The organism is Streptomyces rugosispiralis, from assembly GCF_024505145.1.
In the GTDB taxonomy this organism is placed as follows: Bacteria; Actinomycetota; Actinomycetes; order Streptomycetales; family Streptomycetaceae; genus Streptomyces; species Streptomyces rugosispiralis.
In genome coordinates this window covers 889,369-904,607 of record NZ_JANIAA010000001.1, presented here as the reverse complement: position 1 = coordinate 904,607, position 15,239 = coordinate 889,369, and the positions used below count along the sequence as shown (strand labels likewise).

General features: G+C 72.0%; 11 protein-coding genes. 8 read left to right on the top strand and 3 right to left on the bottom strand.

Annotated features, from left to right (window positions below):
- Window positions 1-88: 88 nt before the first annotated feature.
- Together NP777_RS03920 and NP777_RS03915 are read left to right on the top strand one after the other, a co-directional pair.
- Entirely contained in the window at window positions 89-1,048 is a 960-nt protein-coding gene (locus NP777_RS03920) for an NAD(P)-dependent alcohol dehydrogenase (RefSeq protein ID WP_256648577.1), read from the top strand.
- A 137-nt stretch (window positions 1,049-1,185) separates the two neighbouring features.
- Window positions 1,186-3,480, top strand: a complete 2,295-nt coding sequence (locus NP777_RS03915; RefSeq protein WP_256648576.1) for a HelD family protein — start codon at window positions 1,186-1,188, stop codon at window positions 3,478-3,480.
- 116 nt (window positions 3,481-3,596) lie between these two features.
- Here NP777_RS03915 and NP777_RS03910 read toward each other — a convergent pair whose 3' ends face one another.
- Window positions 3,597-5,114 (bottom strand): glycoside hydrolase family 28 protein, encoded by a 1,518-nt coding sequence (locus NP777_RS03910; RefSeq protein WP_256648575.1) that lies wholly within the window; start codon window positions 5,112-5,114, stop codon window positions 3,597-3,599.
- A gap of 223 nt (window positions 5,115-5,337) precedes the next feature.
- Here NP777_RS03910 and NP777_RS03905 point away from each other — a divergent pair, with 223 nt between their 5' ends.
- The 4 genes from NP777_RS03905 (at window position 5,338) to NP777_RS03890 (ending at window position 12,160) form a co-directional block, all read left to right on the top strand.
- On the top strand, window positions 5,338-5,772 hold the full coding sequence (locus NP777_RS03905; protein WP_256648574.1) for an SRPBCC family protein: 435 nt from the start codon (window positions 5,338-5,340) through the stop codon (window positions 5,770-5,772).
- A 186-nt stretch (window positions 5,773-5,958) separates the two neighbouring features.
- Window positions 5,959-7,908, top strand: coding sequence for a beta-N-acetylglucosaminidase domain-containing protein (locus NP777_RS03900; RefSeq protein ID WP_256648573.1), 1,950 nt, complete (start codon window positions 5,959-5,961; stop codon window positions 7,906-7,908).
- Window positions 7,909-7,981: 73 nt separating this feature from the next.
- Window positions 7,982-9,328 (top strand): NAD(P)/FAD-dependent oxidoreductase, encoded by a 1,347-nt coding sequence (locus tag NP777_RS03895; protein ID WP_256648572.1) that lies wholly within the window; start codon window positions 7,982-7,984, stop codon window positions 9,326-9,328.
- 147 nt (window positions 9,329-9,475) lie between these two features.
- Entirely contained in the window at window positions 9,476-12,160 is a 2,685-nt protein-coding gene (locus tag NP777_RS03890; protein ID WP_256648571.1) for a discoidin domain-containing protein, read from the top strand.
- 41 nt (window positions 12,161-12,201) lie between these two features.
- Here NP777_RS03890 and NP777_RS03885 read toward each other — a convergent pair whose 3' ends face one another.
- A complete protein-coding gene (locus tag NP777_RS03885) occupies window positions 12,202-12,795 on the bottom strand; it encodes a TetR/AcrR family transcriptional regulator (RefSeq protein WP_256648570.1) in 594 nt (197 codons plus the stop codon).
- A 132-nt stretch (window positions 12,796-12,927) separates the two neighbouring features.
- On the opposite strand from NP777_RS03885, the gene NP777_RS03880 reads away from it, so the two are divergent.
- Together NP777_RS03880 and NP777_RS03875 are read left to right on the top strand one after the other, a co-directional pair.
- Complete coding sequence (locus NP777_RS03880) at window positions 12,928-14,118, top strand: cytochrome P450 (protein ID WP_256648569.1); 1,191 nt, start codon at window positions 12,928-12,930, stop codon at window positions 14,116-14,118.
- A gap of 5 nt (window positions 14,119-14,123) precedes the next feature.
- Window positions 14,124-14,339 carry a ferredoxin gene (locus tag NP777_RS03875; RefSeq protein WP_037953950.1) on the top strand — a complete coding sequence of 72 codons (216 nt, stop codon included), beginning with the start codon at window positions 14,124-14,126 and terminating at the stop codon, window positions 14,337-14,339.
- Between the two features lie 22 nt (window positions 14,340-14,361).
- Here the strand turns inward: NP777_RS03875 and NP777_RS03870 are convergent, their stop codons facing one another.
- Window positions 14,362-15,225, bottom strand: coding sequence for an SAM-dependent methyltransferase (locus NP777_RS03870; protein ID WP_256648568.1), 864 nt, complete (start codon window positions 15,223-15,225; stop codon window positions 14,362-14,364).
- Between the last annotated feature and the right edge of the window lie 14 nt (window positions 15,226-15,239).

Here is a 15,239-nt window from a genome sequence, read left to right as displayed (position 1 = left end):
TTCTCACCTTACGCCGACCGGGCGGTTTCCCCCTTCGCGCGCATTAGCGTGACGACGACCCCGATGTGCGAAAGGGAAGATGAGGGCGATGAGCGAGATGCGCGCGGCGCGGTACGACCGGTACGGACCTCCCGAGGTGCTGTACGAGGGCACACTGCCGAAGCCGGTGGCCGGTCCGGGCGAGGTGCTGGTGCGGGTGCACGCCACGAGTGTGAACGGCGGCGAGCTCTCGGGCCGGGCGGGCAAGCTGAAGCTGGTGACCGGGCGGAAGTTCCCACAGCGCACCGGCATCGACATCGCCGGGGAGATCGCCGAGGTGGGCTCCTCCGTGCACCATCTCGCGGTGGGCGAGCGGGTGTGGGGCACCATGCCGCACTTGAGGTTCGGCGCGGCCGCCGAGTACGTGGCCGTCCGGCCCCGTCAGCTCTCCTACGCCCCCGAGGGCATCGACCTCGTCCGGGCCGCGGCCCTGCCCGGCGTCGGCACCACGGCCATCACGGCGCTGCGCGACAAGATCGGCCTGATGGGTGGCGAGCGGCTGCTGGTGCGTGGGGCGGCCGGCGGTGTCGGCAGCGTCGCCGTCCAACTCGGACACGCGCTCGGCGCCCATGTCACCGCGCTCGCCGGTGCGAAGGCGCTCGACTTCGTCCGGGAGCTCGGCGCCGACGAGGCGCATGACTACCGGACCACCGGCCCGGCCGACCTCGGGCCGTTCGACGCCGTGCTGGACACCGTGGGCACCGACCTCGGCGCCTATCGCGGGCTGCTGGCGCCCGGCGGGCGGATGGTGGGCATCGCCTTCGACACCGACCGCCCGCTGTCCTCGCTGGGCGCCGTGCTCCTCTCCACCGTGCACGGCACCCGGCGGGTGCGGTCCTTCACGGGAAACCCCCTGCACCAGCTCTTCGCGGATCTCGCCGCGTATGTGGAGAACGGGGCGATCCGGCCGGTCGTCGACACCGTCCATCCGCTCTCCGACATCGCAAAGGCCCATCGCGCCATGGAAGCGGGCGGTGTCCGCGGTAAACACGTCATCCAGGTGAAATGAGGCCGTAAAACAGAGAAACGCCCCGGCTGCCTTGACGGCCGGGGCGTTTCTCGGCGTATATTGGGGATTTCCTTGTGCCATTGAATTTGCGGCATGAGGAAACCTGATGAAGTCATCGTATCCCGGCGGGAGTCGAATTGTCAAACGAGGAATGGGCCCATGAGCAAGAATTCCTTGATCTGCTCAACGGGCGCCTCGCCGAGCTCAGGACACGAGCCGAGGAGTCGGTGACCGAGGCCCTGTCCTTGGAGGGCACCACCTTCCAGGCGCGGCTGGAGCGCGATGTGCTGGTGGCCGAGCGGTCCGGGCTGCTCGCCGCGTTCGAGGCGGGGGAGCGGGGGCTGTGTTTCGGCCGGCTGCTGTTCCGCGACGGCCACGACTACCACATCGGCCGCATCGGCATCCGGCGCGATGACGCGGACCGCACCCCGCTGGTCATCGACTGGCGGGCCGATGTGGCCCGTCCGTTCTACCTCGCCACCGGGCACACCCCCATGGGGCTGCGCCGCAGGCGCCACATCACCACCGAGGGACCCAAGGTCACCGGGTTGCACGACGAGATCCTGGACCTCTCGGACACCATACGGACCGGACATGAGGGATCCGACGCGGACGCCGTGCTGCTCGCCGCGCTCGACGCCGCCCGCACCGGCCGGATGCATGACATCGTGCAGACCATCCAGGCCGAACAGGACCAGATCATCCGCGCCCCGCACCACGGCGTCCACGTCGTGGAGGGCGGCCCCGGCACCGGCAAGACCGTCGTGGCGCTGCACCGGGCCGCGTATCTGCTCTACGCGCACCGGGAGTCGCTGGCCCGCCGCGCGGTGCTGATCGTCGGGCCCAACCCGGCGTTCCTCGGTTACATCGGCGAGGTGCTGCCGTCGCTCGGCGAGACCGGTGTGCTCCTGGCCACGCTCGGCGAGCTCTTCCCCGGGGTGACGGCCACCGGCACCGACACCCCCGAGGCGGCCGAGGTCAAGGGCCGCGCGGAGATGGCGGATGCGCTGGCCCGCTACGTACGGGACCGGCAGACGCTGCCCGACCCCGCGATCGTCATCGAGCACGACGACGGCGATCTGGTGCTGGACAAGGACATCGCGTCCGAGGCGGGCCACAAGGCCCGGGAGACCGGGCTGCCGCACAACCTCGCCCGTCCGCACTTCGCCTTCCGCGTCATCGACTCCCTCACCGACCAGCTCGTGGACCGGATCGGCGCGGACCCCCTCGGCGGGCCCAACCTCCTCGGCGCGGACGACGTCGCCCAGCTCGGCAAGGCGATCGCGGTCAACCCCGAGGTGCACGCGGCCATCGCGGAGCTGTGGCCGGTGCTCACCCCGCAGCGGCTCGTGGCCGACTTCCTCGGCGACCCCGTCCACCTCTCCGACGCCGACGCCGCCGCGATCCGCCGCACCGACGGCGAATGGACCCCCGCCGACGTGCCGTTGCTGGACGAGGCGGCCGAACTCCTCGGCCATGACGACGCGGCGGCCCGCGCCGCCGCGGAGGCCGAGCGCCAGGAGCGCATCGAGTACGCCCAGGGCGTCCTCGACCTCTCCTACGGCTCCCGCACCCTGGAGTTCGAGGACCGCGAGGACGAGGAGTCGGAGGTGCTGGCCGCCCACGACCTCATCGACGCCGAACGGCTGGCCGACCGCGCCGAGGAGCGCGACCACCGCAGCGCCGCCGAACGCGCCGCCGCCGACCGCACCTGGGCCTTCGGCCACATCATCGTGGACGAGGCCCAGGAGCTGTCCGCGATGGCGTGGCGGCTGCTGATGCGGCGCAGCCCGACCCGTTCGATGACGCTGGTCGGCGACCCCGCGCAGACCGCGGAGCCGGGTGGCTGCGGCTCCTGGTCCTCGATCCTGGAGCCGTACGTCGGCGACCGCTGGGAGCACAGCCGGCTCGGTGTCAACTACCGCACCCCGACCGAGATCATGGACGTCGCGGCGCGGGTGGCCCGTACCGTCGACCCCGCCTTCCAGCCGCCCCGCTCGGTCCGCGCCACCGGGGTGCGGCCCTGGGCGGAGCACACCGGCGATCTGCCCGGCGCGGTGGCCGCGGCCGTGGCGCGGGAGACCGGAGCCGAGGGCCGGCTCGCGGTGATCGCCCCCAAGGACCGCCATGACGTGCTGTCAGCCGCCCTTCCGCAGGCGTCCACCGGCCGGTCCCCGGACCTGACCAGCGCGGTGGTGCTGCTCGACCCCCGGCAGGCCAAGGGTCTTGAGTTCGACACCGTGATCGTGGCCGAGCCCGCGGAGTTCGGCACCAGCGACCTCTATGTGGCGCTCACCCGGGCCACCCAGCGGCTGGGCGTGGTGCACACCGGGCCGCTTCCGGAGGGCCTGCGCGACCTGGTCGGCGTGCCGGATCCGGCCGGTCTGCTCGACGCGGCCGGTCGGGAGGCGGCCGACGGCTCCGAGGGGTGAAGCCCACCGGCGAGACCGCCCCACGGCCGGCCCACACCCCCATGGCAACCCCGCCGAGCAGACGCTGCGCCGCCGGTGGCGGGGGATACCCGGGGGCGCGGGCCGGCCGCCGTGGGTCACGAGGAGCAGTTCTCGCCGGATCCGCTGGAACTCACCCGCAGCGCTCCGCCGGAGGTGTTGGCGCTGTCGGCGAGGCAGTAGCCGGACACGTTCTGGACGATGACGTCCGCCGGGCTGTCGCTGCCGCGCTGTGCGGTGAAGTGGTCGAAGCGCAGCGCGCTCCCGGAGTTGGCGATGACCGCCGGACGTCCGTCGTTCTTGGCGAACCGCACCGAGCTGTCCTTGAAGGTGATGTGATCCGCGTTGTGCAGATACCAGCCGAAGGCGGGGCGGGTGCCGATGCTCTTCGGGTTGTAGTCGTCGGAGTCGTTGCTGGGAACACCGGTGGACATGGTGGCGTTGCCGCCGGGCACGGTGAGATTGACGTTGTCGAAGGTCACACCGCTGATGTGGTTGCCACCGGACTCACCCCACAGCGTCGGGCTGAAGGAGGGGGTGTTCCCGGTCCCGGTGATGTTGTCGTAGGTGATGTCGCTGATGTGGCCGACTCCCGGATTTCCCCCACACCGTTTTCTCGTCCCGATCTTCTGCATGATGGGGGAGTGCACATTGGTCATGGTGATGTCGCGATAGTGCACATCGGAGATGTTGGCGCCGTCCATCGAGACCATGCCGAGCCCGGACTTGTCCGCACCGTTGATGGTGATGCCCTGGAAGTCGTAGTCCGAGAAGTCACCACAGGTCTCGGAGCCGAACATCAGGGCGTTGCAGCACTTCGCGGAGAGCCGTGAATCGGTCACCTTCACATGGCCGTTGGACAGCTTGGCACCCAGGGCGTAGTCGCTCTTGAAGACGAGCGCGTCGTCGTTGGCGGCGATGTCGGCATGGGTGATGGTCACATTGGTGGTGCTGATGATGTTCCAGCCGTCGCGGTCGCTCGCCGTGTCGATGGTGAGATGGTCCGAGGTCACGTTCTTGCAGCCGTTGATGAGGGCCGCGAAGTGGCCACCGCGCCGCAAGGTGATCCCGTCGAGGGTCAGCCCGTCGCAGCGGGTCAGCGAAATGATCTTGTCCGCCTCGCCGGAGTCGGGGTTGCCGGTGATGAGGTTGCCCGCGCCGTCGATGGTGCCCGAACCGGTGAACCCGATGTTGGTGAGCTTGTCGCCGTAGAACATCGCGTTGTGGAAGTGACTGTGGCCGTAGTCCTGGTAGTCGTCGTTCGGATTGGACTCGGGCTTGTCATAGGTGTCCGCGCTCGACCCGAGGATCGTGGCCCCGGAGTCCAGCTGGAGCGTCACCTCGCTCTTGAGGTGGACGGTGTTCTTGGACTTGTACTGTCCGGACGGGAAGCGGACGATTCCGCCCCCGGCGCCGTTGGCCGCCGTGATGGCCTTCTCGATGGCGGCCGAGTCATTGGACGAACCGTCGGCCTTCGCGCCGTAGTCCATCACGCTGAACACGGGTGCCGCGGTGGTGGCCGTCTCCGGTGTGGGGGCGGCGGCCGCCTGGGGCACCTGGGATAACCCGAAGACGGCGGCGAGGGCGAGCGCCGCGCCTGCGGCGAGTCTCTTCATCTCTCGTTCTCCTTCTCCTGCGGAGCCATGGAGATCCGACGTGTTGGAAGGTCTGGACCTGCTTGAGCTGGGAGGATCCCTCTGGCGGGGCGGTATTGGTCTGCGCCGAGCCAGAAAGGTAGGATCTCTCTCCTGCTGTGGAAGGTAACAGGCAGATCCGAGCTGTCAATGGCCTCAGCCGCCACGACCGCCTCCCCGGCCGTCGATCGCCTACGATCCCGCCGTGGCCACCTTCCGCATCGAGCGGCGCTCCCCGCTGCCCGTCGACGAGACCTGGCGACGGCTCACCGACTGGCCGCGCCACGGCGCCCATGTGCCGCTGAGCGGCGTCACCGTCCGCCCGGCGGGGCCGACCCGGGTGGGCACCGTGGTCGTGGTGCGCACGGGCGTCGGCCGCGCCGGATTCGACGACCCCATGGAGGTCGTGCGCTGGGACCCGCCCACCGGCGACGCTCCCGGCGGCTGCAGGCTCGAGAAGCGCGGCTCGGTGGTCCTCGGATGGGCCGAGATCGAGGTGCGCCCCCGGGACGGCGGATCCGAGGTGGTATGGCGCGAGGAGGTGCGACTCCGGGGACTGCCCCGCCTGTTCGACCCGCCCACGGTCTGGTCCGGCCGCCTGTTCTTCGGCCGAGTGGTCGACGCGTTGCTCAGGGGGTGACGGCCACCTCGGGTTCGCCGGTGGCCCCGCTCCCGCGCCGATCATCCGGGCTCATCGCTGGGTAGGGATAGGCCGGGCCCGGCCGCGGGCCCGCTCCGGGTACGGCACACCGCGCACCACCCCGGCATCACCGCACGGCACCGCACCGCCCCCGAAGGCCACCGAACGCCACGGAGGAGATGTCCCATGCGCAGTCGCTTCAGAACCCTGGCACCCGTCACGGTGTTGTTCACCCTCCTCGCCCTGCTGCTGCCCACCGGCGCGGTCGCCACCGCGGCCGCCACCACCCCCGGGCCGCTGCCGGTCGTCACCCCGCGCCCGCAGGAGATGTCCCGCGTCGGAGCGGACATCCAGGTCCCCTCCCGCGTCCGCCTCGTCATATCGGACGGTGTGGACCGTCCCACCCGCGATCTCGTCACCTCCGTGCTGCGCCGCGCGGGGGCCGCGCGGATCCAGGACGGCCCCGGGCCGAAGCTGACCGTGACCGTCGGCCGGATCGCCGATCCACGGGTCGCGCGGGCGCTTCGGGCCGCCGGGGGCCGGGTGCCCGCCCAACTGCCCGCCGAGGGCTACGCGCTCGCCGCCGGACGCGCCTCGGTGGCGCTCGCGGGCGCCGACTCGGACGGGACGTACTACGCGGCGCAGACGCTGCGTCAGCTCGTGTCCGGCCACCGCACGATCGCGTCCGTCTCGGTCACCGACCATCCGCTGATGCCGCTGCGCGGGGTGATCGAGGGCTTCTACGGAAGCCCCTGGACCCACGCCGAGCGCATGGACCAACTGGCGTTCTACGGGGACGTCAAGATGAACACCTACATCTACGCGCCGAAGGACGACCCGTACCACCGCGAGAAGTGGCGCGAGCCGTATCCGGCCGCCAAACTCGCCGAACTCGGCCGGCTCGTCCGGCAGGCCGCCGACCACCATGTGCGGTTCACCTTCGCCGTCTCCCCGGGCAACTCCATCTGCTACAGCGACCCCGCCGACCTCGCCGCGCTGGAGGCCAAGCTGGACGCGGTCCACGGCCTCGGGGTGCGCAGCTTCTCCATGCCGCTGGACGACATCAGCTACACCCGCTGGAACTGCGAATCCGACCGCGCCGTTTACGGAAACCCCTCGTCGGAGGCCGCCGCCAAGGCCCAGTCCGACCTGCTCAACACGGTGCAGAAGACCTTCCTGGACGAGCGGGCGGACACCAATCCGCTCCAGATGGTGCCGACCGAGTACGGGGACGTCACCGACACCCCGTACAAGCGTGTCCTGCGCGAGCGGCTGGACTCGCGGGTCGAGGTGATGTGGACCGGAACCGATGTGGTGCCGCCGCGGATCACCGTGGCCGACGCGGAGCGGGCCGCCACCGTGTGGGGGCGCAAGGTCTTCGTCTGGGACAACTACCCGGTCAACGACTACGGCCAGGCCGAGGGCCGGCTGCTGCTCGCTCCTTACGACGCCCGTGAGTCCGGGCTGCACCGGCAGCTCTCCGGTCTGGTCCTCAATCCGATGAACCAGGCCGCCGCCAGCAAGGTCGCCCTCTTCGGCGGCGCGGACTTCGCCTGGAACGACACCGGCTACGACGCCACCCGCACCTGGGAGGCCGCCGCCCGCTACCTCGCCGGGGACGGCCCCGGCGCGCACCCGGGCCGTACGGACGGGACCGTTCGCTCACTGCTCGCCTTCTTCGACACCCAGCACCTCGCGCCCACCTTCGGCGCCGAACCCTGGCAACCGCAGGCCCCCGAACTCGCCGCCCGGCTCGACCGGTTCCACACCGCCTGGGAGGCGGGGCACGAGCGCGCGGCCCTGCGGGAACTGCGCCCGTACGCCCGGCTGCTCGCCGCGGCGCCCGAGCGGATCAGAGCCGGTGTCGCGGACCCGGGATTCGTGGCGGACTGCGCGCCCTGGCTGGACGCGCTGTCGCTGTGGGGGCGCGCCTTCGAGCGCACCCTGGACGCACTGGGCGCCCGTCTCGACGGCCATGACGCCCAGGCGGCACAGTGGTTCGCCGAGGCGGCGGCCGACGCGCGGCGGGCCGGGGAGATCCGCACCATCCCGGGCGAGACCCGCCCCGAGGGTCCGGTGCGCATCGCCGATGGGGTGCTCGACACCTTCCTCACCGAGGCGGCCGGAGGCGCCTGAGCCGTCGAAGCGCTTGAATTCGCCACCCTTGGAGGTGGTGACGCTCGGATGGTTCTGCACTACGCTCCGTAGCATGGGGGTGCCGGGGGAAGGTACGGAGCGAGGGACCGCGGTGGTGATCGGCGGAGGTCTCGCCGGGCTGCTGGCCGCATGGGCGCTGCGGGGATATGCCGAGCGCATTGTCATGGTCGAGCGTGACCGCTATCCCGAGGGGCCCGCGTTCCGCTCGGGCGTTCCGCAGGCGCGGCACGCACATCTGCTGCTGGAGGCCGGGCATCGGGCGCTGGATGAACTGATGCCCGGCGCACGCGAGGAGTTGCTGGCCGCCGGCGCGGTGCGGGTGCCGATGTCGGGCGTGCGCTGGCTCAGCGCGGCCGGGTGGCTCGCGGAGTACGAGAGCGAGGTCGCGTTCCTCTCCTGCACCAGACCGCTGCTCGACCACGCGGTGCTGCGCCGGGTGCGCGCCGAGCCCTCGGTGCGCTGGCTGGAGAACACCGACGTCGTCGGAGTCCTCGGCACCCCGGGCGAGCTGACGGGCGTCCAGGTCCGGGCGCGGGGTGACGCCCGCGCCCGGGTGCGCGAGCTGCGCGCGGAGATGGTGGTCGACGCCTCCGGGCGCACCTCCTCGGTCCCCGCCTGGCTGGCCCGGCTGGGCTGTCCGCCCACCCCCGAGGAGCGGGTCGACGCGGGGGTGTCGTACGTCAGCCGGATGTACCACCGCCCCGCCGGGGCGGATCCGGGCTTCGACGCGCTCTATCTGCAGACCAAGGCCCCCGGCGCGCCCAGGCTCGGCGTGGTGCTGCCCGTGGAGGACGGCCGGTGGATCGCCAGCGTCGGCAGTATGCGGGGAGCGCAGGCCGAGCCGGGCGCGGCCGGTTTCGACCGGCAGTTGCGTCTGCTGCGCGACCCGAGCCTGCGCGAGCTGCTGGCCGGGGCCGAGCCCGCCGGTGCGGTCCGCGGCTTCTGGCCCGGCCCCGGTCTGCGGCGGCACTACGAGCGCCGGGCGCCGCGCGGGCTGGTCGTCATCGGTGACGCCGTATGCACCTTCAACCCGGTCTACGGCCAGGGCATCACCGTGTCCGCGCTCGGCGCCCGCGCCCTGCGGGCCGCGGCCGAGCGCCACGGCGGCATCGGCCACCGTACGGCGCACACCGCCCGTAAGGGCATCGCGGCCGCCGCGGACACCGCGTGGATGCTGTCCTCCAGTGAGGACGTGCGCTTCCCCACCACCACGGGCGGTCCCACCGGAGTGGGGGTGCGGGCCCAGCACCGCTATCTGGACCGGGTCATCCGGCGTGCCACCGTCGACCCGGGGGTCTGCAAGGCCCTGCACGAGGTGATGTCGATGGTCGCGGCGCCCACCGCGCTGCTGCGCCCCGCCGTCCTCGGGGCCGTGCTGCGCGGGGGAGGGAGGGGCTGACCCGCATCCCCCTAGTGATCGTCGCGGATCACGGACGGTGCCGGTCGGCCGCCCTAGCATCGGCAGCATCCGGGTGTTGTGAGACCACCCGCACCCATGCCCCGACGACATGTCAATGGACCAGACGGCCCTATCAGGAGCACAGCGTTGCGAGCGACTTTTGCGGATTTCACCATCGATCCGCCTCGATTCGGCAATGGCACGGCCCGGTACATCCGGTGCCATCCCGACCGGGACCGGCTCGCGATCGGCGCGGGCGGACGTGTCGAGCTCGACTTCGCGCTGGACGGCGGCGAACTGCCGGAGCAGCTCACGTTGACCCTGATCGCGCGGGTCTCACCGCTGGGGGAGTCCCTGGGATGGGCGCCCATCGACATCACCGTCAACGGGCATGCGGTGATCTCGCGGTTCACCGTGCCCGGTGGTGCCCGCCGCCGGGAGGTGGCCTTCGCGGTTCCCGGTGAGGCGCTGGTGGCGGGCGTGAACACGCTGTGCGTCCAGGGGCGCGCCGAGGCGCGCGGGCTGCTCTGGCTGTACCGGATCGCCGTCGAGCCGTCCCGCATCTGCGCCCGGATGCACCTCATGGCGGAGGAGCGGCCCGCCGAGGCGGCGGTGTGCGCCTACCGCACCGAGTGGCGCGCCCCGGGCTCCGCCGAATGGCGGCCCGCCCCACGGCTGCTGGTCCATCTCGACCGGGGCGAGGGCTCGCTGCCGGTCCGGCTCGCCTGGCGCGGGCAGGACGGCGCGGAGGCGTCGATCGGCTTCCCGCCGGCGATGACGGAGTTCTACGGGCACCGCAGGGCGGCCGACGGCACGCTCACCGAGTACCGGGGGGTGCTGGAGGGCCGCTCACCGCTGCGGGACAGCGCGCTGGAGGAGGTGATGCACCGCTTCCACACGGTGGAGGGCTGTGGCGCCGGGGGTCCGGGCGCCCGTCAGGAGCTGCGCCTGCTGATCGAGGACGGGGGGTCGCCCGTCGAGCGGGTGATCTGGGGCGATCCGTCGGGGCACTCGGGCACGGTGTCGCTGCTCGCCGCCGAACCCGGTCCGGAGGCCGAGGTGACCGACCTGGTCACCAAGGTCCGGGCGCACGGCGAGTTCGCCGAGGTGGGCGAGGTCGCGGAGAATCTGCTGCACGACTCATGGCACAAGTGGCTGGGCCATGGCGACCGCGCCTGGCTGGAGTTCACCCTGCGGCGGCCGGTGGCGGTCGGCCACTACGTCCTGACCTCGGCCAACGACGTCCCGGGCCGCGACCCGAAGGACTGGACCCTCAAGGGCTCGAACGACGGGGAGCACTGGGTGGACCTGGACTCCCGCGTCGAGGAGGGCTTCGCGCACCGCCATCAGCCCCGGGGATTCACCTTCGCCGCCACCACGGCCTACCGCCACTACCGCCTGGAGATCACCCGGAACGCGGGGGAGGACCAGATCCAGCTCTCCCAGGTCCGCCTCTTCACCTCCGCCCCCCAGCCGAAGGGCTTCATCGGCCACTACCAGCGGGCGGGCGAGGCGCCCACCCGGTACCGGGGCACAGCGGTGTCGGCCACCCCGGACCGGGAGTCCATGACGGCGCCGCCGCGCACCGTCGAGCAGTGGCGGTCCTATCTGGCCGATTACAGCGCGACCATCCTGCGGGTGGCCGACGAGGAGGAGCTGAGCCAGGTCGACGACGGGCAGCGGGCGGCCGGGTGGCTGGGGTTCGAGGGCGCGGACGAGGAGAGCGTCCTCGCCCTGGAGGAGCGGCTCGGCACCCGGCTCCCGCCGAGCTACCGCACCTTCCTGGGCGCCTCCGACGGCTGGCTGAACATCAGCCCGTTCATGTGGCGGATGCGCCCGGCCAAGACCGTCGGCTGGCTGCGCGAGGCCGACCCCGAGACCTGGAGCGTCATCCGGGGCGGCGACGGCGAGGACTGGGACGACACCGCGTTCATGGACCGGGCGCTGCTGGTCTCCGAGGAGGGCGACGCCCAGCACTGGCTGCTGGACCCCGCCGATGTGTCCGAGGACGGGGAGTGGGCCGCGTACATCTGGGCGAGCTGGTACCCGGCCCTGGGGGACCGGCACGCCTCGTTCGCCGAGTTGGTCGCCGAGGAGCGCAAGGGCTTCGAGGACCAGGTGGCCCATGAGGTGCGCATGGGGCGTCCCGAGACCGCCGAGGATCTGGTGGCCGAGGGCAGGGCGCAGGCCCTGCGGGGCGAGGTGCGCAAGGCGATGGCCACCTTCGAGCAGGCCGCGGTCAAGGGCTCGGGCGCCGGTGCGTATCTGGGCATCATCCTGGGGGCGTTCCTCGACATCAGCGCAGCCCACCACTGGATACGCACCGGCATCCTCGGGGACCCGCGGGTTCTCGAGGCGATCGGCATGGAGCAGTTACGCGCCGAGGCCGCCCCGCTCTATCTGCGCTGCGCGGCCGAGGAGTGGACCGGCGCCCCCGGTGGCTATCTCTCGGCCCTCGGCGACATCCTGCCGCGGCTCCCGGCCGGCGTGGACGGTGTCGTGGGCGTGGGCGGTGTGGCCGCGAGCGGCGCCGCCGCCGAGGGCGCCGACACCGCCGCCTGGATGGCCAGGGCCGCCGCCTTCGCCCCGCCCGCCCTGCCCGAGTCCCGCACCTTCCAGCAGGCTCTGGACCTGGCCAGGGCGCTGGCCGACCGTGGCGCCACCGATCAGTCCTGGGCCGTGATCGAGGCCGCCCTGCCGCACTGGCACAGCGACTCCCCGCACCGCATCGCCCCGGTCGTCCTGCTCACCGATCCGGCCTTCCGCGAGGTGGTCACCCCGGCCCGGGCCCGGCGCGTGGTCACCACGCCCCGCGGGGAGTTCCGCGAGTAGCGCCCGGCCTCCAACGCCACGGCCCGCTCCGACATGGCGTTCTACCGCCTGCCGTCCGCCGCCGGAAGGCCGTCCAGGAGGGTGCCGAGCGCGGCCGTGACCAGCGCGCACACCTCGTCCGGGTCCGCGTCCGCCAGCGGCTCCTTGCCCACCAGCACCCGCATCATCCCTATGCCGAGCAGCCAGGACAGCGCCAGATCCGCCCGCAGCTCGTGGTTGTCGGCGCTGGACAGGGAGGCCAGCACCCGCGCGTAGTCGTCGCTGATGGCGCGCACCGCCGTACCGATCTCGTCGCCGCTGTCCACCGAGCGCAGCAGCGTGGCCAGCGCGCGGCTGCCCGGTTCCCTGCCGCCGTGGCCCAGCAGCCCGCGCAGGGCGGCCTCCAGCAGCTCATCGGGTGGGGTGGTGCGCAGCTGCTCCTCCCCGTTGTGCGAAATCACCTCGCCGAACAGCGCTCCCTTCGAGCCGAAATAGCGGAACAGCAGCGCCTGGTTGACCCCCGCGCGATCGGCGATGTCCCGGACCGTCGCCCGTTCATAGCCCCGCTCCGCGAACAGCGCCGCCGCGGCCTCCAGCAGCCGCCGACGTGTGTTCCGCGCGTCCCGGCGCTGCCCCTCGGACACGGTCGTCCCCATCACGACACCCCTCTCGTCTGCCTCCGGCGATTACCCTCCGGCCCGTCGGATCAACGGCGCAAAGGGGCCGTTGACCGTACCAGCAGCCGCCTCCTACGTTTGTAAGCACGTGCTTACGCAAGGGAGGTCACGGTGACCACAGCGGAGACGACACCCATCGCCTATCCCTTCAACTCCGCCGAGGGGCTCGCGCTCAGCGAGGCGTACGACCAGGCCAGGAACCACACCGGATTACTCCGGGTGCGCATGCCCTACGGCGAGCCCGCCTGGCTGGCCACGCGGTACGCCGACGCCCGGCTGGTGCTCGGGGACCGGCGCTTCAGCCGGGCCGCGGCGCTCCACCACGACGAGCCACGGCAGTCCGAGGGCCGGCGCGACAGCGGCATCCTGACCATGGACCCGCCCGACCACACCCGGCTGCGCACCCTCGTCGCCAAGGCGTTCACCGTCCACCAGGTGGAGAAACTCCGCCCGTGGGTCCGGCAGTTGACCCATGGCCTGCTCGACCAGCTCGAGGCCGCCGGGCCACCCGTCGATCTCGTCGACCGCTACGCCCTGCCCATTCCGGTCGGGGTCATCTGCACCATGCTCGGCGTCCCGGAGGAGGACCGGCCCAAGTTCCGCGCCTGGAGCGACGCCGCGCTGTCCACCAGCTCCCTGAGCGCGGAGGAGTTCAGCCGCAACACCGATGAGCTGCGCGCCTATATGGCCGGGCTGATCGAGGACCATCGCATCAGCCCGCGGGACGACATCATGACCTCGCTGATCGAGGCGAGGGACGCGGGCGACCGGCTGTCCGAGCTCGAGCTCGTCGATCTGTGCGTGGGCATCCTGGTGGCCGGGCACGAGACCACGGCCACCCAGATCCCCAATTTCGTGCTGACGCTGCTGGACCACCCGGACGAACTGCGCCGGCTGCGCGAGGAGCCCGCTCTCCTCCACGGCGCCGTCGAGGAGCTGTTGCGCTTCGTCCCGCTGGGCATGGCGGCCTCCATGCCCCGTTACGCCACCGAGGACGTCGAGGTGGGCGGCACCCTGGTGCGCGCCGGGGAGCCCGTGCTCGTCGCCGTCGGCTCGGCCAACCGCGACGCGCTGCGCTTCGACGAGCCCGGCACCCTGAACGTCGCCCGCCCCGCCACCCAGCACCTGGGCTTCGGCCACGGTGTGCACCACTGCCTGGGCGCGCCCCTGGCCCGGCTGGAGCTCCAGGAGGCGCTCGGCGCGCTGATCGCCCGCTTCCCGACCCTGCGGCTGGCCGGGGATGTGGAGTGGAAGGGCCGGATGCTGGTCCGCGGGCCCCGCGTCATGCCCATCGGGTGGTGAGCCGGATGACCTGGAAGGCGGAGGTCGACGGCGGCCGGTGCATGGCGTCCGGCATGTGCGCCGGTATCGCCCCCGACCTGTTCGCCCTGGACGAGGAGCACGCCCGGCCGCGACGCGAGGAGGTCCCGGAGGAGGAGCGGGTGCTGGACGCGGCGGACTCCTGTCCCGCGCTGGCGATCACCATCCGCGACGGCACCACGACCGTCGGACCGCGTCCCTGAACCCTGTCCGGGAGACCCCGCGTCAGGACTTCCGCGCGACGCCCGCCCAGAAGGAGACCTCTTCGTCGGTCACATCGCCGGTCTCCACATGGGAGTCCCTTTCGGCCAGGTCGGTGCGCCAGCGGTGCGGCACCTCCAGACCCGGTTCGACCAGCTCCAGACCGGTGAAGAAGCGCTCCACCTCGTCCCTGCTGCGGATCTGCCCCTGGATGCCGCCGCTGTGGTAGACCTGCACGGTCTTCTGGGTGGCCTCGGGGTCGAAGTCCGGGGTGATGTGGCTCAGCACCAGGAACGAGCCGGGGGCGAGCGCGTCGACCAGCCGCTGGACGAGGTCGTACGGGCCCCACTCGTCGGGCACGAAATGCAGGAGCGAGACCAGGCTCAGCGCGACCGGCTGGGAGAGGTCCAGCACCTCGGTGAGGTCGGGCGAGGCGAGGATGGCCTCGGGCTCGGTGACGTCCCCGTGCACATAGGCGGTGCGGCCCTCGGGGCGGCTCTTGAGCAGGGCCTGGGCGTGGGCGAGGACGATGGGGTCGTTGTCCACGTAGACGACCCGGGCCTCCGGGGCGATCCCCTGGGCGACCTCGTGCAGATTCGGCCGGGTGGGAATGCCGGTGCCGATGTCGAGGAACTGGCGGATGCCCCGCTCGGCGGCGAGGAACCGGATCGCGCGGTGCATCCAGGCCCGGTTGGTCCGGGCGGCGATCATGACACCTGGCCACAGGGTGAGCACCTTGGCCGCGGCCTCACGGTCGGCGACGTAGTTGTCCTTGCCGCCCAGGAAGTAGTCGTACATCCGGGCGCTGTGCGGTCGTCCCTGGTTGAGGGGGGTGTTGGGGGGCTCCGGCCCGCTTCCGGTCTGGGATGCTACCCCTTGCGCGGTCACGTGGTGTTCTCCTC